This window comes from Phocaeicola sp. ICN-14070 (assembly GCF_037892625.1).
Lineage (GTDB): Bacteria > Bacteroidota > Bacteroidia > Bacteroidales > Bacteroidaceae > Phocaeicola > Phocaeicola plebeius.
Map to the genome: position 1 here is coordinate 1 of NZ_JBBKBF010000061.1, position 24,532 is coordinate 24,532.

Genomic DNA, 24,532 nt, shown 5'->3' on the forward strand with positions numbered 1-24,532 from the left:
AGTATTTCAATTTCTTACTGGCCCGGCTGTTCTTTGCCAATGACCGGTGCAAGGCTTGGCGGAAAAAAATACCGGAGCGAAGCGAGGATGATTTTTTTCCAGCCAACCAGCCCGATAGGGCTGCCTTGCACAGTCAGTGGCAAAGGGCGATATTTGCTGTAAGAAATGAAATAATGGGATATTATCTTGGATGATATTTTATAGTAAAGCATGTTCTTTGTGTCTTATAGCAAGTTTGATTTTTTGCATTATTTAAGAATATGGGTCCTTAATGTGGAGTATAGACTTGTTCTGTAATATGAAAATAAACTAATATGAATAAAAGAAAAATGAAGCTTAGTATTTTTCTTTTATTAGTTGTAGACATGTTGTAGCGGAAAAAATGTTGTAGATTTGTTGTAGGAATCAAAAAAAAGGAGTTAAGATGTTTATCTTAACTCCTTGATTTTCACCAGTCGGGGTGACTGGATTCGAACCAGCGACCACACGCCCCCCAGACGCGTACTCTAACCGGGCTGAGCTACACCCCGAATTGCGGATGCAAAGGTAGTGCTTTATTTTGAATCTGCAAGTATTCTACGCAATTTTATTTATGTCAATTTTATAATATCTTGTAAACCTGTTGGTTATATGACTGTTTTTGTAGCTATAAGAACAGGATAAGAATAAAGTACATTTTCGTCAATATACTGTATTTTGCATTTAGTTGTCCTTACAGCGTTTCTTAATATTGTATTTACTAGCCTTTAGTTTCCCAAAAAATTTAATCGAAATTTATTCGCTGTTATAAACAGAGGTTCCTATACTACCCAAATTAGAATAAGGCTAAGAAGGTATGTTCGATGAAATTGCGGAAAAGTAATCCGCCTTTCATTGTTAAATAAATCTAAATACATAGTTTTATTGCAGGTTTTTGAAATTCTCCGTTTGAGTTTCATCGTTATACACAAGTTCTAAAAACATAAGCTATGGCAAAAATAAGAATTGTATTAAACAAAAGTAATATTCGCAGAGATGGTACATGCCCCGTATGTTTGCGAATTACTCAGAATGGTAGGTTGAAATATATTGACCTTGGACTTTCTGCAACAGTTGAGCAATGGAATACAGAGACGGAACGGTTTAAAAAAGACAGACGTCTAGTTTCCAATTACGAAAATTACAACGCTTTGTTGAATCACTATGAGGAACGGAAAGATGGAATCCTGCGTAAGTTCGCACAGGAGCGCATGGAGTGGACGATGGAACGCTTTGAGGAAGAATTTGTAGGAGCTTCAAAACGTGGAAAGGTATATGACTTTTGGATGAGGCTTGTCGATGACCTTATGGTTACGGGACATATAGGCAATGCCAAAGTATATGCACGCGACCTGCACTTGTTTTGCCTCTATGACAGTAAAGCCAAACAACGGCTGTTTTCCGACATTGACGTAAAGTATATAAACCGTCTGAACCACGCTATGGAGTTGAACGGGTGCTGTGGAAACACACGGATGCACACCTTAAAGACGTTACGTGCTGTAATAAACAAGGCTATCAAGGAGAAAGAAGCCTCATCCGCTACTTACCCATTTGGAAAAGGAGGCTTTGAAGTCGGAAAATTGGCGGAAGAAACAGAAAAACGTTATCTGCCACCTAAAGAACTGAAACTGATAAAAACCACACCCCAACAGAATATGGTGCTGGAACGTGCAAGAAGGCTGTTTCTGTTTTCCTATTACTGTTTTGGAATGAACTTTGTAGACATGGCACATTTGACAAACCAAAACTTAGTTATGCTTTCCACAGGCTTGCACATCGTTTACAAACGGCAGAAAATTAAAAATGCCAAAAACACGAAGCCTATACAGATACCTGTAACAAATGAAATAAGAGAACTGTTGGAATGGTTTAAATCAAACATTCCGCCTATGGGGGATTACCTGTTACCTATCATTACCAAAAATTATGACGGGGTGGAACTTTACGACCATGTGCGTACCCGTTACAAGCGAATCAATATGAACATGAAGAAATTAGGAAAAGAACTGGGTATCCGTTTGCCACTTACCACCTATGTTTCCCGTCATTCAATGGCCATGACCTTGCAGGAAAACAATATGCCCCGTGAAGTCATCAGCCAAGCATTGGGGCACAAGAACCTTACCACTACAAATGTCTACCTTGACAGCTTCAAGACAGAAGTGCTTGACAATGCTGCGAGGGTTTTATAACAACAGATATTTACAAATAAACAAAAAGAATATGGAAGCTAAAATTAACTATATAGGAAATGCAACACCATTGGATAAAGCAATTAAAAGGCTGTTGCAAAGAAGAATAAGCATTTTTACCCCTACGCGTCAAACCAGTTATATCCAGTCATTATGCTACGGAAACAAGGAAAGACTGCAACAGGTAGTGGATGCAATAGACAAAGCTATAAACGATTGGAGAGACAGTTTTTTTATACCTGAATGCAGGCGCATACATCCCAATATGAGCAGCACGGATATAGAGGAGTTGTGCATGGCGGACAAGCTGCACAATGATGAAGGCAAAATCGAACTGACCGCAGACTTCCTATGCGGGGAAATAGAAAAGTACGGCTTCATTAATGAACTGCACCGCACGGACATAGAGACGGCATGGAGTTTTAACGACTTGGAGTTTTTACGTTCACAATGGGAAGATACCGTATTGGAACAGATAAGGAGTCTTAGGGGTATTGCAAAAGAAATGCTGGGTACACACCCAGCCAAACCACAGGACGGGCAACAGAAGACCAACAGACCCCTAAAAAAGATGGAAGACTATCCGGATGTGTTTGGCATGGATATTTGTTGCCAGTTGACAGGTTATTCAAAGGACACCATTTATAAACTGACAGCCAAGAATGAGATACCCTGTTACCGTGCAGGAAACAATGGTAGGAAGCTAATGTTCAAACGCAAAGATATTATAGCGTGGATGTTGGATAGGAAACAGGAAATGAACAAGGAATTTATAGAACGTATGGACGGACAGCTTGTTGCACGGATGCGGAACTCTAAAAATTTACTTCTATAATATACCTCAAATTTGTACAACTTTTTATGTACATTTTTTATGTCATTTTTAATCATGTGTAATCGTTATAAAAACATAGTCTATGTATGACAAAATTAAATTAATACTATATGACCTGCCAACAGGGTACGACTGGCAAACAGTCCTGCAACGTACTGTTGTAAATGACTATTTTGCCAATGGTACAGGTGGTAAGGGGTATTGGCTTGGACGTAGGGTCATAGCCACAGAAACGTATGTATCGTTCGAGGGAAGTCTTCCTAAATGTCTGTGGGGACATAATCTAAAGACCTTGTCATTAAGGCAGGTCAAGTGGCTTATAATGAAGTTGAGCAAGGACTTGGGTGTACCTATGTATAAGGCAGTGGTGGAGTCTGCGGAGTTTGCACATAACTTTAGCATGACAGAGCCTCCTATTATGTATATGCAGAAGTTGGACGCCATGAAGAAATTTAGACCTAATGAGTGGAATGGTACTAAGTACATAGAGGACGAAGAGGTGCGTTGCAAGTTTTATGATAAGATACAGGAGGCAAAGAAGAAGCGTGAGTTGCCTAAATATGGAAGAGAGAACTTGCCGAGAAACTTATTGAGGTACGAGGTGACATTTAGCACCAAAGGACTGAATAGGTTGTTTGGTAGGGATATAGTAGCAGAGGAACTTTGGAGTAAACAGGTATTTTGGACGCTGGTTGCAGAGTGGTTTGGATATTATGAGGATATGGTGAAGCTACCGAATGACTGTTGGGATGTGGATTACCATATTTTTGAGAGCGCCAAAGACTTTGCCAAGTGGTGTATTTGTATAGCAAATGCCGACCAAAACCTGTCTTATTATGTGAAGCACGTACTTTTTAAACTTCGGGCAAATCCGCAGCCAGCCGACCGTGTCCTACATGGGCAAATACAAAAGAAAATCCAAGAAGCGTTGGAGTGGGGCAAAAAGCATTTGGCTCTCCCTAACCTGACCTTGGAACTAACAGGCAAAATAGAACAATATCTTGCTGGGCTGTTGGAGCAGTCGGCAGACGGTATGAGCGTCGCAGAGGAACGACGAATATTCAATACCGCCTGTTAGTCCTCTCTCTAATCAAGTAAGGCTTGGTAATCATCAGAGGGTGTAAACTCTACTTCCCTAAGTTTACTCTTCGGGTGATTATCAAGCCTTATCTTTTAATAGAGGGGTCTATTGGTCGTGTGCAGCCAAAAACTTATCAGATACAATAAAAGTATTCGGTGGGGTGTAATAATGGCTTAAACGCTCTAATACGAGGTTGTTTAATTCTATGTGATAAGGTGGTTATGCTCGGTCGATAGAGTCAATGCAGGTGCCTAAGTAAAGAGGATGTAGCACTCGCAAATTATCACTGTATGATGATAAACTTATGTAATGACAGGGTATTACGTCATAGAGGACTTGCAATGTAGGGGGCAAAAATGTCATGCAGTACCTAAAAATGAGTGTAATGTAATCAATAAGTAAAGTGTGTTTGTGGTTATAACTACGATGATGAGGTTGTTCAAGTGCGTTTGTAAAAGTTTAGACGCTCAAATAGATAAAAGTTTCATTGGAGTCTCCTCCTTAAAATCTTGTGAACTATCAATAAATGAGTAAATATGTTCCACGATACCCCTAAAAAAAGTATGTAGTATGCTGAATTTTAGTTATATTTGTACCGTCAAAAGGTTAATGGGTAATAGAATTTCCAGAACCGCTACCATTTTAACTGCCAGCCCCACGGGCATCTTAATAGGAAAAAGGGAAATTTAGGTGTGGCAGCCGAAGTCAGTCAAGCCAAAGTCTTCATCACTTCGGCTTTTCTTTTCCGTATTCATCAAATATTTGCTGACGCCTCTTAACTTCTTCGGGGCTGTTTGTCTTTTCGCTTTCATGTCTATTATTATCGTAGGAGGTCAAAATAAAATGCCTAACAGCTATTGTAATAGTAGGTGCTTTATCCACTCTACCGCTTCGCTATTTGCTTCAAACACAAATTCCTGCCCTTTGGCTGTCGATACAAAACAGTCATCTTTCCAAGCATTGGCATTGTAAGTAATGGGTATGTCCCTAAAGAAATCGGGTAAATCCCAAACGCTTTTACTACACCCCTGCTTAGTAAGCACTAATTTGTCAGCATAAGAAAGACATCCCGCTCCGGGCTGTTCGGGGCAGAGCGACAGTAAATCGGAGGCGATAAAAATTGCATTGGGTTGTTTCCACCGTTCTGTCTTGGCATGTGGATGTTCTGTCAACCAGTGAGGTACACTGTCCTGTGAACAGACAATATCCCCTACCTGTAAATATCCATAAATGACGTGCAAGTCGGATGTACCTTTCACATAGCTTAATTTTCCGTCTATAAACTCTGCTTGGCGGAAAGAGCCAAAAAACAGAAACAAGTCCCCAATACCAACTTTTTGTTTCTGTAGATGCCCCAAAGGAAAACCTGTTTGTCCGAATGTAAGTTTCCAACCGTCAAGCCTGTCTGCTGCTTCTTTCCTAATGTCCGGGTCTAAATGACAGGTATAATTTGCCTTTATTCGGCTGCTTGGTTTCAATTCCTGTATTAATTCGTAATATGATTTGCCGTTCCACGTCAAATCTGTATATTTTGTAGTATCCTCTTTTGAGGGTATTGGCAATGATAATAACGTCCCGTCCGGCAATATTGGACTGGGCATTCCGCCATATTGGGAGTCAAATCCCTTTCTACTTAGTATAACTTTCATTTTGCATCAGTTTATTTGCATTGATTGGTATGCAGTCTTACATAATTGACAAATGCGGAAGCGTCCTCGGTAATCATTCCGTAACGTGTCTGTACTTTAGGGACATTGGGACGCAGGTCAGAGGGTATTTCAAGGGGTGATAAACAACTGAAATAATAGAATTCTTCGCAAACAAGGACGTATTTGCCTTTCAAGTCCTTTGCTTTCTTGTCTGCTCCATGATGAATGTTGGGCATTTGTATAAATCCGTCCTCCACAGAAACATCGGGCTGGTAAATATTATCCCCATAGCGTTCCGCCACGTTTTTATCATCCGTATAAACAGCCCGTTTTTGCGGATATTGTTCCCAGTATTCTCCAAAGGTAAGTTTACGGGCTACTTTAGCCAGATATACAAGTTTCTCCCTTCCTTGTTCCGTAGGCGAATGTGCAATGTGTGCAGACGTCCACCCCGCAATCCATTCTCCAACTTTTGTGTTGAGCCTCATGTATGGTTTACACGTAGCCAGTGTCAATACTCCAAACAGTGGATTGGGGGCAAACCTGTTGTCATGGGCCATTTTGTAGCTGTAAAGTTTTTCCATTGCCAGTGGTTATTGAGGTTATTTAAGTCTTAATATCTATATTTACTTTTTATGGCACGAATATAAGATATTTAATCTTTGAATTCAACAGGTATGGCTTTTTTAAGCTATATTTGTGTCAGACATAGCTCAAACCCTACAAAATATCACAAAATGAAATGAATACAGGTATCATAGATAGAGATAGAGTAAAAGTTGCCGTATATAATCGAATCAAATTCGAACTTCCAACAGCTATTTGGGAAGCAATCGATACGGCTTTCGGTGATTACTGGAATGATGTTATAGGTTTTGGCAATTATGTAGATTTTGAAGAAACCGTAAATTACATAGATAATCAATTAAAAAAGAAGAAGATAATGTTTTCGTATGGTAAGTTGGAACATATTGTCAACATTATATATGACTATATTGAAATGACAGGTGGCTTTTTGGATGAAGACACACTTGCCATTCCACATGCACCGTTAACCGATGAATAATTATAAAAACTAAAATAATATGTTGAACAAGGCTTTAGACATTGCTTATAAGGCTCATTTAGGGCAGACAGACAAGGCTGGCGCTCCTTACATACTTCACCCTATGAGGGTGGCATTACACTGTCAAACAGAAGATGAAAAGATTGTGGCATTGTTGCACGATGTAGTGGAAGATACTCCTATAACATTGGAGGAGCTAAAAGCACAAGGTTTTAGTGATGACGTGTTGGCAGCTTTAAAATGCCTGACCAAAATAAAGGGCGAGGACTACCAAATATTTATCCAGCGTGTAGCGACTAATCCGCTTGCAGTAAAAGTTAAAATACAAGATTTAAAAGACAATATGGATTTATCCCGCTTAGGTGGTAAACCGCATTGGAAAATGGAAACCTATAAAGAGGCTTTAATTTATCTTGCACAATGCCTTGAAAAATCCGAATGTAAATAAATGCGACAACGACAATTTGCTTTTATTTGCACCAAGTTTCCCGAAAACTTTAATCGAAATTTATTCGCAGATAATAAAAAAGGAGTTAGGCAACAGCTTAACTCCTTTATATTTAGTATTTTGTAGTTCTATTTATTAATGCTCATTTCAATACCCCCAGACGCGTACTCTAACCGGGCTGAGCTACAGCCCGAATTGCGGATGCAAAGGTACTGCTTTATTCGGAATAACCAAATATTTTCCGCAATAATTTCTTAGTATTTTTAGTTTACGTTTAAACGCTGTTTGAACACGACAAAACTTATCCCATGGTTTCGCGGTAGAAATCAAGCAGTTCGTAGATTTCCTCTTGTGAAGCGGTCTGGTTGATACGAATGTCACCGATTCCTCCTAAAAGAGTGAAATTGATGACGCCACATGAGGCATTCTTTTTGTCGTGCTTCATGAAGTCGTACAGACATTCGTAGTCATCGCAGGTGAAATAAAGGCTGCCATAGTTTTCCTCGATGAACTGAATGGTGGCGCGCAACGCTTCTTTCGGGAAACCGCAGCGGATGTGTGACAGATAAAGTTCGCAGACCATACCCCAGGCTACAGCATATCCATGAAGCACCGGATGGTTAGTCTTTAGGGCGAAACTTTCAAAGGCATGTCCGATGGTATGTCCGAAATTCAACGCTTTCCGGATGCTTTGCTCATAAGGGTCTTTTTCTACAATGTCTTCCTTGACTTGCACGGACTGGCCGATAAGTTTCTGCAGCAATGCGTAGTCTATGTGAGCAAAGTCAAATGTAAGCAGTTCGCTCCAGTGTGACGGCTGACTGATTAAACCGTGCTTCAGCATTTCTCCGTAACCGGACAGCAGGTTTGGCATATCGAGGGTTTTCAGAAACTGGCTGTCAATCATTACCTGGTCGGCAGGATAGAAGGAACCGATTTCATTCTTGAGTCCGTTGAAGTTGATACCGGTTTTTCCGCCTACTGCAGCATCAATCATGGAAAGCAAGGTGGTGGGGATGTTGATACAAGCGATACCTCGTTTGAAGGTGGCTGCGGCAAATCCTCCCAAGTCGGTTACCATACCTCCTCCTAAGTTTATGAGCAGCGAGTGGCGGGTGGCTCCCCGGTTGCTGAGCTGGTTCCATACATAGGCCAGTGTCTCCAAGTTTTTATGCACATCTTCCGGACCAATGACAATTTGTTCTGCATCCTTCAGCAAGGCGATGTCTTGCAGCAGAGGGAGGCAAAGACGAAAAGTATGTTCGTCGGTCAGGATAAAAATCTTGTCGTATGAATGTGCAGATAACTTCTGGCTGAGTTCCGTATTGAAATTTTGGCAAATAATGACTTCTTGTTTACTCATAAGTGTATTTGTTTTGGTCGCAAATTTAGAAAAAAAGTTAGAAGAAGTCGGATGTTGGCTTACAATTAAGTATTTTTGTGCGAATAAAAAATAATCAAGTTATGAAAGGAATTTTTCCGGCTTCGTGCCGTTTGTTGGGGTATGTGTTGCTGTTATTGTCAGTATTTGTTCCGTTATTGATGTATATGTTCGGACAGGTGAATGACGCTAACTTATTGTATGTGAAACTAGGTATGAAGTTAGTCATCTGGATTTCATTGTTTATGGTTTTTCTGGCCAGAATGAAAGACGAAAATGAGGAAGCTTTTTCTATTCGGCGGAAAGCAATGGTGATTTCACTTTATTTGTGGGGAATTTATTATGTGGGTATGTTGCTGAATGCAGCTTATGGAGGAAATCTGCAGGAAGCAGATAATTCCGTAGGTATCGTGTATATGGTTATTAATGTGTTCTGTAAAGAGTTTTTGATGCAGAAGGTAAAGATTGAAAAGAACTTCAGACAAAAATAAGTTAAAAAATAAAGAGTAGGGGTAAACCTTTTTTGTCGATAATTGTCAAAGGTACAATTAATCAACAAGGAAGAGATAAAGGCAATGAAAAAAGTTTTATTGGGATTGCTGCTGATGGTGGGGGTAACCATTTCTGCTTTTGCACAAAGCAGCGGCAGCCGTGGAACCGTAACAGGAACGGTTCTTGATGAGGGGGATAAATCGCCTGTCATTCAGGCTACAGTACAGCTCCTTTCTGTGAAGGATAGTTCAATGGTAGTGGGAAATGTGACTAATTTAGACGGACATTTCTCTTTATCAGTGCGTCCGGGAAAGTATCTGCTGAAAGTTTCGTATATTGGATATACTCCATTTTTCAAGCAGGTTGCATTGACTCGCAACAATCCACGTTTGAATGTAGGTAAAGTTGAATTGGCTTCGGATGCCATTATGCTGGCAGAAGCTGTAGTGGTAGCTGAAGCTCCGGAGGTGACGGCGGTGGCCGATACGCTGGTGTACAACAGTTCTGCCTATCGTGTGCCTGAAGGTTCGGCTTTGGAGGAACTGGTGAAGAAGCTTCCGGGGGCTGAAGTGGATGAAAACGGAAAAATCACGATAAACGGGAAGGAAATCAAGAAAATCATGATTGATGGAAAAGAATTCTTTGCCGATGATCCGAATATTGCCATGAAAAATCTTCCGGTAAATATTATCGATAAGGTACGTGCGTATGATAAACAATCGGACTTGGCCCGTGTGACAGGTATTGATGACGGCGAAGAAGAAACCGTGCTCGACCTGAGTGTGAAGCCGGGCATGAATAAAGGATGGTTTGGTAATGCGGACGTAGCAGCCGGAACGGAAGACCGTTACAGTGGCAAATTAATGCTGAACCGTTTTGTCGGAGAAAATCAGTTTACGGTGATTGGGGCAATGAACAATGTGAATGATAATGGCTATCCGGGAGGAGGTGGCGGCTTCCGTGGAGGAGGCCAGAATGGTCTGACCAGTATCAAAATGGGTGGTTTTAACTTTAGCACACAGAGTGAAAAACTGGAAACTGGTGGTAGTGTGAATTACAACTACAAGGATGCAGATATTATCAGCAAACAGGCTTCAGAAACATTTGTTTCTTCAGAAACCAGCTCTTTCAAGAATGCTTGGAATGCTAACCGCAATAAGACTACCTCGCTTACGGCCGATTTTCGTATAGAATGGAAGCCGGATACTATGACAACGGTGATTTTCCGTCCGCGTCTGACATACGGAAAGAATGATAATTGGAGTGCAACAAATTCTTTTACCTTCAGTCAGGATCCGGGGTATACGACCGATGAGATTTTGAATGCAGCTGACAATCTTTCGTCATTGATTCCGGAAGAAAATATTGTTAATACAATTGCTCGTAACAGTTTGCAGAAAGGTGATAATTTTAATGTAGGAGGTTCGGCAATGATTAACCGTCGTTTGGGAAAGCCTGGACGTAATATTACTTTCCGTGGCTCCTATAATTATACGAACAGTTCGAGTGAACAGTTCTCGGTATCTGAAACTGACTATTACCAGAAAACAGAGGAGGAGCGGCTGGAAATTTTGAACCGTTATATCTCTACGCCTACTTTGAACTATAATTATGGTGCACGCTTTACTTATAGCGAACCGATATTTAAGGGTGGCTTCTTGCAGTTCAGTTATTATTTCCAGTACAAGCGTTCAAAGAGTGACAATTCCACCTACACAATGCCGAATGACTGGGAGATAGCGCAAGGTTATGGAGGAGATAATGTGGGAGTGCTGGATGAAAAGAACAGCAAGAGTGCACAGTACACATATTACAATCATCAGGCCGATGTTTCTTTCCGCTGGATTCGTGAAAAGATGAGCTTGAATGCCGGGCTTTCTTTCCAGCCGCAGAAATCGAAGTTGTCTTATAAGAAAGATCAATTGGATACGGTGGCCATACGAAATGTATTCAACTTTACTCCGACATTTGATTTCCGTTATAAGTTCTCGAAAACGAGCCAGTTGAGAATTAATTATCGCGGAAGAAGCTCTCAGCCGAGTATGACGGATTTGCTGCCTATTGAGGATACGACCGACCCGTTGAACATTCGTCGGGGAAATCCGGGATTGAAGCCGGCATTTACCAACTCGTTCATGGCTTTTTATAATACATTTGATACTGAGAAACAGCGGGGTATCATGACGCACTTCCGTTTTGAAAATGTATTGAACAGCATTAGTAATCGTAGTACATACGATCCGCAAACCGGTGGAACTGTAACTATGCCGGAGAATATCAATGGTAACTGGAACTTGTTTGGTATCTTGGGATCTAATACGGCTTTGCGTAATAAGAAGTATACCATCAATACCTTTACGATGGCTCGTTATAATAACATTGTAAGTTATATGAGCGATGCACAGGCTGAGAGCGCATCGGATAAGAATAAAACACGTCAGTTGTCTTTGAGCGAACGCTTGAGAGGTACGTATCGTAATGACTGGTGGGAATTCTCTTTGAACGGTTCATTGGCTTATACGCATTCGCGTAATAGTTTCAAGGAAGAGAACAATATGGATACCTACCAGTTCTCGTACGGAGCAAGTACCAATGTTCGTTTGCCCTGGAATATGTCAATTGCTACAGACATCTCTCAGAACTCACGTCGTGGATATGCGGATGCAAGCATGAATCGTGATGAGTTAATCTGGAATGCACAGCTCTCGCAAGACTTTCTGAAAGGAAATGCAGCTACGGTCAGCATTCAGTTCTATGATATTTTGCGTAATCAGAGCAATATCAGCCGTGTAATCAGTGCGGCTATGCGAAGTGATACGGAATACAATGCGATTTACAGCTATTGCATGGTACACTTTATTTACCGTCTGAATCTGTTTGGTGGAAAGGGTGCCGGCCCGAGAATGGGTGGACCGGGAAGAGGCCCAGGATTTGGTCCTGGCCCGGGACATGGACCTCGCAGATTCTAAGGTTGAACATATATACCGCAAAAGTCAATTTCACTTTTGCGGTATTTTTTTTGCCTTTTTCCAAATTACTCGTAATTTTGTTGAAAACCAAGTCGTAAGATGGACATAGCAGTCTGGAATAGTATCTTTTTGGCCGTAATCTATTTCCTTTATTTTGCGGTAATACTGACAACTATCTTTGTCGTGATTCTTGACAATCGTAGTCCGGTAAAGACTATGGCATGGATTCTGGTTCTTTTTTTTCTTCCTGTAGCCGGATGGATTCTGTACTTGTTTTTCGGACGCAGTACGCGTAAGGAGCGCCTTATCAGCCGGAAAGGCTATGCTCGTTTGAGCAAGCGCCCTATGGCGGCCTATCAGGAACAACCATCCGTAATGGCAGAACATGGCAAACAGCGTTTGATGGATTTCTTTTCACGCGTAAATAATGCGCTGCCTTTCTCCGGAAACAGAGTTACAGTTTATACGGATGCTGTTTCCATGTTGTCGGAATTGTTGAAAGATATTTACAGAGCTCGTCATCACATCCATCTGGAGTTTTATATTTTTGAGGATGATGCAGTAGGTCGGTTGGTTAGGGACGCCTTGATTGACCGGGCTCGTGACGGGGTGAAGATACGGGTACTGTATGACGATGTGGGATGCTGGAAAGTGCCTCTTGATTTTTATGAACAAATGCTTTGTGAAGGCATAGAAGTTCTTTCGTTCCTGAAAGTCCGTTTCCCAAGATTTACCAGTAAAGTGAATTATCGCAATCATCGGAAGATTGTGGTCATAGATGGTTGTGTGGGTTTTATTGGTGGAATGAATTTAGCTGAACGCTATGTGAAAGGACTAGGAAAAGGGAATTGGAGAGATACGCATGTCAGGCTGGAAGGTAAGGTCGTATATGGATTGCAGACTGCATTCCTTACTGACTGGTATGCTATTGACCGTACTTTGCTTACTTCAGCAGAATATTTTCCTCCGATTTCGGTGAAGGGAGGTGTGCTGGGACAAATTGTGACTTCCGATCCGGTAGGTGAATGGAGAGATATTATGCAAGGATTGATGATGGCTATCTGTTCTGCCCGGAGGTATTTTTATGTGCAGACTCCTTATTTTTTACCGAACGAGGAAGTGATGACCGCTTTGCAGACTGCTGCATTGGCAGGGGTTGATGTGCGACTTATGCTTCCTAAAAGAGGGGATACCTGGCTTATTCATAAAGGTTCGCTATCTTATCTTTCGGAGATGATGAAGGCAGGGGTGAAAATTTACCTCTACAAAAAAGGATTCCTGCATTCTAAGTTGATGGTGTGTGATGACGAATTGTCTACGGTGGGCTCTACGAATATGGATTTTCGAAGTTTTGAGCATAACTTCGAGGCCAATGCCTTTTTTTATGACAAGGAAACGGCCATGACTTTAAAAGAAATATTCCTGGCCGATCAGAAGGATTGTTTTCTGTTGTCAGCCAGGATTTGGGAAAAACGTTCTTGGAAAAATAAGATTACTGAATCTGTTGTGCGTCTTCTTGCTCCTTTACTCTGAAGAAGGAAAAATTGACGCTTCCGTAGTGACGGTGTTCGAAGAAGCAGGGATGATTCTCAAAGTTGAGGTCTTTTCCATGCTCCAGAACGAAAATACCTTCCGGCTTGAGCAGGTTGTACTGAAATATCAGGTCGGGTATACTTGCCAACTCTTTTAGGGCATACGGAGGGTCAGCAAAGATAAAATCGAATTGTAGTCCGCATTTTTCGATGTATTTAAAAACATCGGCTCTTAAAGGGATGCACTTGTCTGTTTTGACTTCACGCATGACTTTGCTGATGAATGCATGGTGCTGTGGGTCTTTCTCTACAGAAATAACCTGATCGCATCCTCGTGACACAAGTTCTATACTGATGCTGCCTGTTCCGGCAAACAAATCGAGTGCTGTTATTCCATCTTCAAAGTCAATGTAGTTGTTGAGCACATTGAACAGATTTTCTTTGGCAAAGTCAGTCGTAGGACGTGCCTTGAATGTGTGGGGGACGTCGAAACGTCTCCGTTTGTATATTCCGCTTATTACTCGCATGAGATTAAAGATAGCATGTCAAATGAAATTTCTTTGATGCGGCTCATTGCTGAGTCGTTGAATTCCATCTGAGGGTTAATGATGAATAGTTTTCGTATGTATTTTTTTAGTCGCAATGGCAATTCTTCCCATTGTGGAACCCGATTGTTCCCGCAAATGTATAACTGGTCATCTTCTTGATTGTAGCCAGCCTGCTGCCAGATGTTCAACAGATAATAGCATGAATCATTCAGGCCGGAAATGGGGTAAGTGTTCAGTAGCAGTAGTTTTTCTTTTTCGAAAGCTATCACTTCTACACTTTCGGGATGGAAGATGGCAAATAATTTACGGCAGTCACTCGGTTTGACCTTATGTGCGAGGTACTCGGTAATTGGACTTACGGATGCAAACAAACGGGCATTGGGGAAATGTTCTGTCAGAAACAGATGGGTGAGCTTGTCCAGTCCAAAAAGAATGACAAGGTTGCTCTTTCCTAAAATATTACAAAGTACGACTTCGTTATTTTGTGGGGGCAGGTTCTGATAGAACAGAAGGTCGGTCTGTTCGTCTTCATACAATTCCAACGGGAGTGTAGTGTAACGTGAAGTATGAATAAGGATATTAACCTGCTTGAAACGATGTTTCAGTTCTTCTGTTTCTGTCAAATAGGCTTTTACATTGGCAGCCATTGAGCGCTGTGTATTGACTGGCGAAGAACTGAAATATACTTCCTCCGATTGCTGAGGGTGATAGATAGAAAAAGAAAATCCATCCGTACTCAGACGGATGGATAATATATACTGTTCTGATTTATTAAAATCAATAGGTTGGGCCATAGGATTATTCCCAGTTTCCTGCATTGTTGTTCGGCTGTTCGATGTCACCAACTCTCAAACCGCAATATTTACCCAATTTTGACTGCATGTCTTTCAAGTTGATCAATTCCTGGCTGTTCAAGTCACCCAAGTATACATCGTATGCAACCTGTGCCTGGAATAAGTTCAGAGGAGCACCAGATTTTGTAGTATCCTGACGGATAGCCATTTCAAATTTAGCTCCGTTTCCGTAAGGAACGTATGCCAAAGAGTCCGGATTGAATCCTTTTGCAAAGATAGTATCCATTACAGCTACCCACATTGTATCACGACGGAAGTTCTGTAAGCCTTCTTTTTCAACTTCGCTCCAGTTTCCAGTTTTCTTAGCCTTGTTAATCAAGTCCATAGCCTTCTTTTCTGTCATACCGTTGTTCAACTGATCATCTGTCAATGAACCCACTTTCATGATGAAAGGAAGTTTAGCAGTCTTTACGAAAGTAATCAAACTGTCGAAGTTTGCTGTATAAGCACCGTTATGAACGGTACGATATTCCTGCTGAGCCTTACGGATGTCAATCAGGCGAGCGATAATTGCTTTTTCTCTGGTTTTTTTCGCATTGTCAAAGTTGATAGGGCCCATAATACTGCCATAGCATATATATACCAAGCAGATAACGCAGGCGGCTAACACAAGATTAAGAACTGTTTTCATGATAATATTGTTTTTTTAGTTTATATTCGTAGCGCAAAAATAAGTAAATTAGTTGAACCACGTCAATCTTACGTAAACTTTTTATACTGGCATTATGTTAAATAATGATTTATCGCAACAAATTAAGCGAAATTTTCCTTATAAACCAACAGAAGAGCAGGAAAATGCGGTGAAAAGTTTTGCCGAATTCCTGTTTTCGCCTTCCGCTGACAGTGTGTTTCTGATGAAAGGTTATGCCGGCACGGGTAAGACTACATTGACATCTGCATTGGTTCGTACGCTTGATTCATTGCAACGGAAAGTGATTTTGTTGGCTCCCACAGGAAGGGCAGCCAAAGTCTTTTCCGGATATGCGGAACATCCGGCTTATACGATTCATAAGAAGATATATCGCCAGAAAGTCTTTTCGAATGAGACAGATAATTTTGTGGCTAATCAGAATTTGCACCGAAATACGCTGTTCATTGTGGATGAGGCTTCCATGATTGCGAATGAAGGACTTTCAGGCGGCCATTTTGGTAGCGGACGTTTATTGGATGATCTCGTGCAATATGTATACAATGGATTGGGTTGCCGGTTGATGTTGATTGGAGATACAGCACAGCTTCCGCCGATAGGGGAAGAGGAGAGTCCGGCACTGTCTGTAGCGGCATTGCAGGGCTATGGACTGGAGGTGACAGAGTGTGTGCTTACAAAAGTGGTACGACAAACCGAAGGTTCCGGCATCTTGTCGAATGCTACTGCCTTGCGTGAAAGGATTGTAAACGAGGATTTCTTTGAATATCCTAAAATCTGTTGTAAGAACTATCCTGATGTACGTATCCTTCCTGGAAGTGAACTGATTGAAGCCATAGACGAATGTTATGGTCATGTGGGGTTGGATGAAACGATTGTTATCTGTCGCTCCAATAAACGTGCTTCTCTATATAATAAAGGTATAAGAAATACGGTACTGTACAGGGAAGATGAACTGAACACGGGAGATATGCTGATGGTGGCCAAGAATAATTATTTCTGGGGAGCAGACTGCAAGGAACTTGATTTCATTGCAAATGGAGATGTGGCAGTGGTACGTAGGGTACGGCGTATTCGGGAAATGTATGGTTTTCGCTTCGCAGATGTAGTGCTTGCTTTTCCTGATTATGACGGGATTGAATTGGAAGTAAAGATTTTATTGGATACTCTTCATTCGGAACTTCCTTCGTTGTCGAAAGAAGAAAATGACCGTCTGTTCTATGCTGTGTTAGAAGATTATGCTGACTTACCGACCAAGCGGGAACGAATGAAAAAAATGAAGGAAGACCCTTATTACAATGCGTTGCAGATAAAATATGCGTATGCTGTTACATGTCATAAAGCGCAAGGTGGTCAGTGGAAAAGAGTTTTTCTTGATCAAGGCTACATGACGGAAGATATGCTTTCGCCCGATTATTTCCGCTGGTTGTATACCGCATTTACCCGTGCTACAGAATTATTGTATTTGGTAAACTGGCCAGAAGAACAGACGGAAAAATAATTTATAAAGCATACGCCGTTCATTTTATATGAATATAAAAGAAAGGCTGTCCCTCTAGTTGTAGAAGAACAGCCTTTCGACATGTGATTTTAAGTAGTAGGTTATTTGATGACGTTTAATTCTTTTCCTACTTTGATGAAAGCCTGGATTGCTTTGTCCAGATGGCATTGTTCATGACCGGCAGAAAGCTGTACGCGGATACGCGCCTGGCCTTTCGGCACTACTGGATAGTAGAATCCGGTTACATAAATGCCTTCCTCCTGCATGCGGGCAGCAAAATCCTGTGACAGTTTGGCATCATACAACATGACAGCGCAGATAGCACTCTGTGTAGGTTTGATATCGAATCCGGCAGCAATCATCTTGTCGCGGAAATAGTTGACATTGCTCATCAGTTTGTCATGCAAGGCATTGCTTTCTTTGAGCATGCGGAACATTTCCAAACTTGCTCCTACGATAGCGGGTGCTACAGAGTTAGAGAACAAGTAAGGACGAGAGCGCTGGCGCAGCATATCGATAATTTCTTTCTTACCAGTGGTAAATCCACCCATGGCTCCACCAAAAGCTTTTCCTAATGTACCTGTAAAGATGTCAATCTTATCGTATACACCAAATTGTTCAGCCACTCCGTGTCCTGTAGGACCTACTACTCCAGCAGAGTGTGATTCGTCTACCATTACGAGTGCATTGTATTTTTCTGCCAGTTCGCAGATTTTGTCCATTGGAGCCACATTCCCATCCATAGAGAATACGCCATCAGTGGCAATGATACGATGACGCTGTGCTTGTGCTTCCTGAAGACAACGTTCCAAATCTGCCATATCTGCATTGGCGTAGCGATAACGTTTAGCTTTACACAAACGTACACCGTCAATAATGGATGCATGGTTCAAGGCATCTGAAATAATGGCATCTTCTTCTGTGAAGAGAGGTTCAAACAAACCACCATTTGCATCAAAGCATGCAGCATACAAGATAGTGTCTTCTGTATGGAAATAATCAGAAATGGCAACTTCCAGTTGTTTGTGAAGGTCTTGTGTTCCACAAATGAAGCGTACGGACGACATACCATAACCATGAGTGTCCATGGCTTTTTGGGCTGCCTCAATCAGGCGTGTGTTGTCCGACAATCCTAAATAGTTGTTGGCACAGAAATTAAGCACTTCCTCTCCTGCGTTGACTTTGATGTCTGCACGCTGTGGAGTGGTTATTACACGTTCTTTCTTATATAAGCCGGCTGCTTCTATGTCGGCAAGTTCCTTTTTAAGGAAATCTCTAAAGTTTGTATACATATATTAATATTAAGGTTTTGCTTATGCAAAGATGCAATTTTTTTATTTAGGAAAAAAGAGCTCGCATATTTTTATTTCATTTATAAGAACTTTTGTATATTTGCTCCGAATTTAAAAATCTAGCTCGTTAATGAAAAACATTTTAATAATTGGAGCTACTGGACAGATTGGTTCGGAGCTCACGATGCTTTTGAGAAGAAATTATTCAGGTAATGTAGTGGCTGGTTATATTCCTGGTGCTGAGCCTAAAGGAGAATTGAAAGAATCTGGTCCTTCAGCTATTGTTGATATTACGAATCCGCAACAAATTGCTGATGCGGTAAGTCAATATCAAGTAGATACAATTTATAATTTGGCTGCATTGCTTTCGGCTGTAGCAGAAAACAAGCCTCAACTAGCTTGGAAAATTGGGCTTGGGGGATTGTTTAATACACTTGAAGTAGCGCGTGAAAAACATTGTGCTGTATTTACTCCGAGTTCTATTGGTTCGTTTGGACCTGGTACTCCTAAGGATAAGACTCCTCAGGATACAGTACAGCGTCCTAAAACAATGTATGGTGTCACTAAGGTTTCTGGAGAATTGTTGAGTGACTATTATTTCACTCGTTTTGGTGTGGATACCCGTTCTGTTCGTTTCCCGGGATTGATTTCGTATGTGACTCCTCCGGGTGGTGGTACTACAGACTATGCTGTTGATATTTATTATTCTGCTGCTAAAGGTGAAAAATTTGTCTGCCCGATTGCTGAGGGTACTTATATGGATATGATGTATATGCCGGATGCCTTGCGTGCAGCGGTAGAAATTATGGAAGCAGATCCGTCTAAGTTGGTTCATCGTAATTCATTCAACATCGCTTCTATGAGTTTTGAACCAAATACAATCTATCAGAATATCCGTAAATATCTTCCGGAATTTGAAATGCAGTATCAGGTAGATCCATTGCGTCAGGCTATTGCAGAGTCTTGGCCAAATTCATTGGATGATACATGTGCCCGTGAGGAATGGGGTTGGAAACCGGAATATGATTTGGATGCCATGACTCAAGACATGCTTGCGAAACTGAAAGAACGTTTTGGACGTTAATTGTTAACAGATTTGATGCTATATAATTGAAATCCCCTCACTCTCCCTGATTATAGAAAAGAGTGAGGGGGGGGGTTGTATAAGAATTTCTTTTGTTAGAATATACTTTGGAAAAATGCCTTGATGGCTTCTGGCTTTATGTAATGAAGTGTATGCTCTTTTACTTTTATAGAATCCATCAGGCAATGTAGCCCTTTATAGCCGTCAGCAGATTCTTTCAGAACTTTTTCTGTATAGAAGTTTTCGGCTTTCTTGTTTTTCGGGCTTTCCGGTAGATTTTTAAACTGCCCGATGTAGATGTTTTCTTCGAAAGCATTTCGGGTAGAAGATGTAAAATCAAAACGGCTGGGTTCTGCTGCATAATAGATATTTTGACGGAAACAAGTATTGTCTGCATATCCATCCCAAGAGTCAGAGGTGATCATCGTACGGTCTATTATATCAGAAGGTTTAAGGTTAGCGTGGATGATATTACGTTCGACTAATGTTTGCTTTACGGGACCAGCAATGTGGATACTGGGAGAAAACATACCTTGACGTGTTTCTTTCGGGCGTATACCGTCTCCTATACTGATATTATATCGAACAATGCTTCCGATGTTTCCGCAGCTATAATCTCCTGCATTTCCACTGTTGCATATAAGTACCATTCCTCCGTAATTGTCGTGACTGTAATTGTATTGTATAAGGGTGTTCTGGCAATTGTAGTCGGAATCGAATCCTTGTGCATCCCAGGGCGCTTTATGTCCCCATACTTCATTATATTGTATGATGGTATTGTCACAGCTCCAAGGCCAGATGCCTGCTGCTGCCTCTGTCATCGGAAGAATGTCGGGTGAATCGCACATGAGATTATATTCAATCAGTGTACTGTCACAACCTATGGGGACAATGCCGTCGCCGGGAACTTTTTCAATTAAATTGTTCCGTACAATGGTATGTTTATTCGGATACCAGTTTTTACGATCGTAATAACCACTCCAAATCATGGCATTGCGTTCACATTTTAAAATGTGGCAGTTTTCTATAGTCAGACTGTCAAAGCGTGAGCGAATACTGTCTCCTCCGTTTACAATCAGAATACCACTTCCTCCTCCCTCTTCTTTGACAAGAGAACCATTGACATCACGTATGGTAAGGTTGTTTATTCTGATGTTATGAGAAATGCCATAATCTGTACATTCTACTTTTAATCCAGTACGTCCGGCCTTTCGTTCTTTACCTGTATTACTGATTTCAAGGTTTTGAATTGTGAAGTAATCGGAGTTGAAAATACGTACGGCATACATGGAGGTATCATTCCCTGCAATACATGGTTTTTGATTGCCCTCACCGTATGCATCGATAATGATGGGGTGAGTGTAGCTACCTTTGCCTGTGACTTCCAATATTCCGGAAAATGTTTCCCCTTTTTTGAATAGAATTTTATCACCGGGCTGTAGGGAGATTTGTTTCAAGGCTTCTATACTTTGCCAGGCAGAACGAGGTGAGGTTCCGTTGTTTTGGTCACTTCCTGAAGTCGCATCCAGGTAATAGACGTGTGATGAGTTGCATGCATAAAAAACAGATGAAAGTAAGCAGAATGCAAGCTGTGTCCATGTAGATGTTTTCATAATATATAAATTGTATTTCATTGTAAAGGTAGTGATATTGTTGAATATAAAAGCGATTTTCTATTTTTGTTGATGGTTTCATTCTATTTTTTGACAGAATTGTTTTATACAGAGTAGCCGTTTTGTCTTATTTTTGTATATGGTATCTTAAAACTTAATATCAATGAAAAAACTATGGATGGCGCTTGCCTTATGGGGAGCTTTAGCAGCGCAGCTGCATGCACAATGGAAGCCGGTTGAGGGACGGATTAGCACACAATGGTCTGAACAGGTAAATCCGGATAATGTATTACTAGAATATCCACGACCTATTATGGAAAGAACAGAATGGAAAAATCTGAATGGCCTTTGGGATTATGCAATTATAGAAAAAGGAAAACATTCCCCTTCTGTTTTTGATGGGAAAATTCTGGTACCTTTTGCTGTAGAGTCTTCTTTATCAGGAGTTGCCAAAACGGTAGGTGTAGAGAAAGAGTTGGTCTATCGTCGTTCGTTTGACGTTCCTTCTTCTTGGAAAGGGAAAAAAGTACTTCTGCATTTCGGAGCAGTCGACTGGAAAACTGATGTATGGGTAAATGATGTAAAGGTAGGCAGTCATACCGGAGGATTTACTCCTTTCTCTTTTGATATAACGGAAGCTTTGCAGGGGAAAAACAATACTCTGCTGGTAAAGGTGTGGGACCCGACAGATAAGGGGTACCAGCCAAGAGGAAAGCAGGTATCGTGTCCTGAAGGTATATGGTATACTCCGGTGACCGGAATATGGCAGACCGTCTGGCTGGAGCCTGTCAGTAAATCGTATATTCAGGATTTACGCATTACTCCGGACATTGATAATTCCTTGCTTTCTTTGAAAGCCTTGGTAAAAGATGCTACTTCAAAAGATTTGGTAGAGGTAAAAGTCTTTGATGGTCAGCAGTTGGTAGCGCAAGGAAAAAGTATTAATGGAGAATGTGTACAGGTTGCAATGCCGGAGAATACTAAATTATGGTCTCCAGAATTTCCTTTCCTTTATACGTTGAAGGTTTCTTTAAAGCAGAACGGAAAACTGGTGGATGAAGTGTCCAGTTATGCAGCAATGCGAAAATATTCTTCCAAACGTGATGCGAATGGTATTGTACGTCTGGAGTTGAATAATAAATCGTTGTTCCAGTTTGGTCCTCTGGATCAGGGTTGGTGGCCGGATGGGTTATATACGGCTCCTACGGATGAGGCTTTGCTATACGATATACAGAAGACAAAAGATTTTGGATTTAATATGATTCGCAAACATATTAAAGTAGAGCCTGCACGCTGGTATACGTATTGTGACAAGTTAGGTATTATTGTATGGCAGGATATGCCCAGCGGTGACCGTAACCCGGAATGGCAGAACCGGAAATATTTTGAGGGCACTGAAATGAAGCGAAGTGCGGAATCGGAAGCTTGTTACCGGAAGGAATGGAAGGAAATCATGGATGCATTGTACTCTTATCCTTGCATTGGCACATGGATTCCATTTAATGAAGCTTGGGGACAGTTTAAAACTCCGGAAATAGTGGAGTGGACCAAACAATATGACCCGACCCGTCTGGTCAATCCTGCCAGTGGAGGTAACCATTACACTTGTGGGGATATGCTGGATTTGCATAACTATCCTGCTCCGGAATTGTATCTGTATGATGCACAGAGAGCGACAGTATTGGGTGAATATGGAGGTATTGGCTGGGTAGTACAGGGACATATCTGGGAACCGGACCGCAACTGGGGATATATTCAGTTCAATTCTTCTAAGGAAGTGACAGATGAATACGTGAAATATGCGGAAAAACTTTATGATTTAATACCTCGTGGTTTTTCTGCAGCAGTATATACGCAGACAACGGACGTAGAAGTGGAAGTAAACGGTTTGATGACATACGACCGCAAAGTAATTAAACTGGATGAAAAGCGGGTTCGTGAGATTAACCGTAAACTATGTGAATCTTTAAACAAATAAGGTAAAAAGATAATATGATGCAGAGGGGAGAGATTTTAATATATTCTCTGGCCCTCTGTTTTTATGAAAAATAGACCTTTGTGCCATGATAAAAAAACATTCTATATTATTAATTCTATTGTTATTAAGCTTTGGTTTTCCGGAGATAATAATATCTTCTTCTGCGTCTTATTATTTTCGGACATTGGGAATTAATGATGGTCTTTCTCAAAGTACTGTAAATGCAATATTGCAGGATCGGAAAGGTTTTATGTGGATAGGAACAAAAGATGGATTAAATCAGTACGATGGACAAGTCTTTAGGACTTTTCAGAAAGAAAATTCCTCATTAGGTAATAATTTTATAACAGCTTTATATGAAGATTGTGATGGAGATATTTGGGTAGGAACAGATGCGGGGGTGTATATTTATAATCCAGTTCAGGAGGCTTTTCAACTATTGGAAACAGAAATTACATCTTTAGGTGAAAAAATTATGCGTTCTGTGACATGGATTACGTCTGATTTACAAAATAATATCTGGATTTCAGTAGATGGTCAAGGACTTTTCTGTTATGATAAACAGAAGAAAAGTTTGATAAAATCGGTTTCATGTGGAGAAGCCAATCTTGCTAATGTCACTCATTTTTGGTTTAATGCAGGAGAATTGTGGATTGCTCGTTATGAAGATAATTTGTATTTTTCAAAAGATAATTCTTCTTTTAACGTTTTTAGGGATGCAAATGGAAAGGAAATTTTTAAAGGGCTTGTAATAAATACTTGTGTAGAAGGGCTACATAATTGTTTGTATGTGGGTACCTCAAAAGGACTAATAGAAGTCAATTTAACTTCTCGTAAAGTAAGAAAATTGTTGGATGAATATGTGCGTGATATTTGTTTTCGTTCAGATTCGGATTTGTGGATTGGAACAGAACAAGGACTTTATATTTATAATGTAGAAACAGATGAATATGAACATTTGACTACGCCGGATATAGACGAACGTTATGCTCTTTCTGATAACGCTATATATAGCGTATATAAAGATCGTGAAGGAGGTATGTGGGTTGGTTCTTATTTTGGCGGACTAAACTATTATCCATATCAGTATACTTACTTTGAAAAATATTATCCTCGTGGAGATCTTAGGCAGATGGGGCGACGTGTTAGAGAATTTTGCGCTGGAAATGATGGTACATTATGGCTTGGTACAGAAGACAAAGGGTTGTTTAATTTTAATCCTAAGAGTGAAAAAATAATACCTTTTCATCATGTGGAGTTAGGACATAATATTCATGGTTTGTGCTTAGATGGAAATGGTTTGTGGGTTGGCACTTTCTCTGGCGGATTGAACTATATAGATTTACGTAC

At 40.8% G+C, this 24,532-nt stretch carries 22 protein-coding genes and 1 tRNA gene; 13 read left to right on the top strand and 10 right to left on the bottom strand.

Annotation, left to right across the window (positions count from 1 at the left end; genetic code table 11):
- On the top strand, window positions 1-194 hold a 194-nt coding region (locus tag WKT20_RS14345; RefSeq protein WP_340417571.1), incomplete at its 5' end, for a hypothetical protein.
- Between the two features lie 261 nt (window positions 195-455).
- Here the strand turns inward: WKT20_RS14345 and WKT20_RS14350 are convergent.
- Window positions 456-530, bottom strand: a tRNA-Pro gene (locus tag WKT20_RS14350).
- 438 nt (window positions 531-968) lie between these two features.
- Here WKT20_RS14350 and WKT20_RS14355 point away from each other — a divergent pair.
- From WKT20_RS14355 to WKT20_RS14365, 3 genes are all read left to right on the top strand, one after another.
- Entirely contained in the window at window positions 969-2,213 is a 1,245-nt protein-coding gene (locus tag WKT20_RS14355; protein ID WP_302559120.1) for a site-specific integrase, read from the top strand.
- A gap of 31 nt (window positions 2,214-2,244) precedes the next feature.
- Complete coding sequence (locus tag WKT20_RS14360) at window positions 2,245-3,048, top strand: helix-turn-helix transcriptional regulator (RefSeq protein WP_340417559.1); 804 nt, start codon at window positions 2,245-2,247, stop codon at window positions 3,046-3,048.
- An 82-nt stretch (window positions 3,049-3,130) separates the two neighbouring features.
- Window positions 3,131-4,126 (top strand): phage/plasmid replication domain-containing protein, encoded by a 996-nt coding sequence (locus tag WKT20_RS14365; RefSeq protein ID WP_340417560.1) that lies wholly within the window; start codon window positions 3,131-3,133, stop codon window positions 4,124-4,126.
- A 689-nt stretch (window positions 4,127-4,815) separates the two neighbouring features.
- Here the strand turns inward: WKT20_RS14365 and WKT20_RS14370 are convergent.
- From WKT20_RS14370 to WKT20_RS14380, 3 genes are read right to left on the bottom strand one after another with little or no spacing between them, the layout of a single operon-like run.
- The gene (locus tag WKT20_RS14370; RefSeq protein ID WP_340417561.1) at window positions 4,816-4,941 is read right to left on the bottom strand and encodes a hypothetical protein; all 126 of its coding nucleotides are present in this window, start codon (window positions 4,939-4,941) and stop codon (window positions 4,816-4,818) included.
- Between the two features lie 42 nt (window positions 4,942-4,983).
- A complete protein-coding gene (locus tag WKT20_RS14375) occupies window positions 4,984-5,778 on the bottom strand; it encodes an Nmad3 family putative nucleotide modification protein (protein ID WP_340417562.1) in 795 nt (264 codons plus the stop codon).
- Between the two features lie 11 nt (window positions 5,779-5,789).
- The gene (locus tag WKT20_RS14380) at window positions 5,790-6,362 is read right to left on the bottom strand and encodes an Nmad2 family putative nucleotide modification protein (protein WP_340417563.1); all 573 of its coding nucleotides are present in this window, start codon (window positions 6,360-6,362) and stop codon (window positions 5,790-5,792) included.
- 158 nt (window positions 6,363-6,520) lie between these two features.
- Between WKT20_RS14380 and WKT20_RS14385 the strand changes: the two genes are divergently transcribed.
- Window positions 6,521-6,844 carry a hypothetical protein gene (locus tag WKT20_RS14385; RefSeq protein WP_340417564.1) on the top strand — a complete coding sequence of 108 codons (324 nt, stop codon included), beginning with the start codon at window positions 6,521-6,523 and terminating at the stop codon, window positions 6,842-6,844.
- 19 nt (window positions 6,845-6,863) lie between these two features.
- Window positions 6,864-7,292, top strand: a complete 429-nt coding sequence (locus WKT20_RS14390; protein WP_302559124.1) for an HD domain-containing protein — start codon at window positions 6,864-6,866, stop codon at window positions 7,290-7,292.
- 301 nt (window positions 7,293-7,593) lie between these two features.
- On the opposite strand, the gene aroB is transcribed toward WKT20_RS14390, so the two are convergent.
- Window positions 7,594-8,655 (bottom strand): 3-dehydroquinate synthase, encoded by a 1,062-nt coding sequence (gene aroB, locus WKT20_RS14395; protein ID WP_118165926.1) that lies wholly within the window; start codon window positions 8,653-8,655, stop codon window positions 7,594-7,596.
- A gap of 101 nt (window positions 8,656-8,756) precedes the next feature.
- Here aroB and WKT20_RS14400 point away from each other — a divergent pair, with 101 nt between their 5' ends.
- The 3 genes from WKT20_RS14400 to cls all read left to right on the top strand — a co-directional run bounded on the left by WKT20_RS14400 (window position 8,757) and on the right by cls (window position 13,667).
- The gene (locus WKT20_RS14400; RefSeq protein WP_340417565.1) at window positions 8,757-9,164 is read left to right on the top strand and encodes a hypothetical protein; all 408 of its coding nucleotides are present in this window, start codon (window positions 8,757-8,759) and stop codon (window positions 9,162-9,164) included.
- An 84-nt stretch (window positions 9,165-9,248) separates the two neighbouring features.
- On the top strand, window positions 9,249-12,134 hold the full coding sequence (locus tag WKT20_RS14405; RefSeq protein ID WP_340417566.1) for a TonB-dependent receptor: 2,886 nt from the start codon (window positions 9,249-9,251) through the stop codon (window positions 12,132-12,134).
- A gap of 99 nt (window positions 12,135-12,233) precedes the next feature.
- Window positions 12,234-13,667 (top strand): cardiolipin synthase, encoded by a 1,434-nt coding sequence (cls, locus tag WKT20_RS14410; RefSeq protein WP_278562872.1) that lies wholly within the window; start codon window positions 12,234-12,236, stop codon window positions 13,665-13,667.
- Here cls and WKT20_RS14415 read toward each other — a convergent pair.
- The 3 genes from WKT20_RS14415 to WKT20_RS14425 are packed head-to-tail and all read right to left on the bottom strand — an operon-like array spanning window position 13,627 to window position 15,699.
- Window positions 13,627-14,193 carry an RsmD family RNA methyltransferase gene (locus tag WKT20_RS14415; protein WP_117701940.1) on the bottom strand — a complete coding sequence of 189 codons (567 nt, stop codon included), beginning with the start codon at window positions 14,191-14,193 and terminating at the stop codon, window positions 13,627-13,629. The two genes, cls and WKT20_RS14415, sit on opposite strands and share 41 nt — an antisense overlap.
- A complete protein-coding gene (locus tag WKT20_RS14420; protein ID WP_117701951.1) occupies window positions 14,184-15,008 on the bottom strand; it encodes a DUF3822 family protein in 825 nt (274 codons plus the stop codon). Before WKT20_RS14420 ends, WKT20_RS14415 begins: the two co-directional genes overlap by 10 nt.
- 4 nt (window positions 15,009-15,012) lie before the next feature.
- Window positions 15,013-15,699, bottom strand: coding sequence for a hypothetical protein (locus WKT20_RS14425; RefSeq protein ID WP_007557780.1), 687 nt, complete (start codon window positions 15,697-15,699; stop codon window positions 15,013-15,015).
- Window positions 15,700-15,793: 94 nt separating this feature from the next.
- On the opposite strand from WKT20_RS14425, the gene WKT20_RS14430 reads away from it, so the two are divergent.
- Window positions 15,794-17,215 carry an ATP-dependent DNA helicase gene (locus tag WKT20_RS14430; RefSeq protein ID WP_117701939.1) on the top strand — a complete coding sequence of 474 codons (1,422 nt, stop codon included), beginning with the start codon at window positions 15,794-15,796 and terminating at the stop codon, window positions 17,213-17,215.
- 101 nt (window positions 17,216-17,316) lie between these two features.
- On the opposite strand, the gene kbl is transcribed toward WKT20_RS14430, so the two are convergent.
- On the bottom strand, window positions 17,317-18,507 hold the full coding sequence (kbl, locus tag WKT20_RS14435; protein ID WP_340417567.1) for a glycine C-acetyltransferase: 1,191 nt from the start codon (window positions 18,505-18,507) through the stop codon (window positions 17,317-17,319).
- A 130-nt stretch (window positions 18,508-18,637) separates the two neighbouring features.
- Between kbl and WKT20_RS14440 the strand changes: the two genes are divergently transcribed.
- Window positions 18,638-19,591 carry an NAD-dependent epimerase/dehydratase family protein gene (locus tag WKT20_RS14440; protein ID WP_117701937.1) on the top strand — a complete coding sequence of 318 codons (954 nt, stop codon included), beginning with the start codon at window positions 18,638-18,640 and terminating at the stop codon, window positions 19,589-19,591.
- A gap of 95 nt (window positions 19,592-19,686) precedes the next feature.
- Here WKT20_RS14440 and WKT20_RS14445 read toward each other — a convergent pair whose 3' ends face one another.
- The gene (locus WKT20_RS14445) at window positions 19,687-21,204 is read right to left on the bottom strand and encodes a right-handed parallel beta-helix repeat-containing protein (protein ID WP_340417568.1); all 1,518 of its coding nucleotides are present in this window, start codon (window positions 21,202-21,204) and stop codon (window positions 19,687-19,689) included.
- A 163-nt stretch (window positions 21,205-21,367) separates the two neighbouring features.
- On the opposite strand from WKT20_RS14445, the gene WKT20_RS14450 reads away from it, so the two are divergent.
- On the top strand, window positions 21,368-23,182 hold the full coding sequence (locus WKT20_RS14450) for a glycoside hydrolase family 2 protein (protein WP_340417569.1): 1,815 nt from the start codon (window positions 21,368-21,370) through the stop codon (window positions 23,180-23,182).
- Window positions 23,183-23,267: 85 nt separating this feature from the next.
- Window positions 23,268-24,532 (top strand): ligand-binding sensor domain-containing protein (locus WKT20_RS14455; RefSeq protein WP_340417570.1); only part of this gene is annotated, 1,265 nt, incomplete at its 3' end.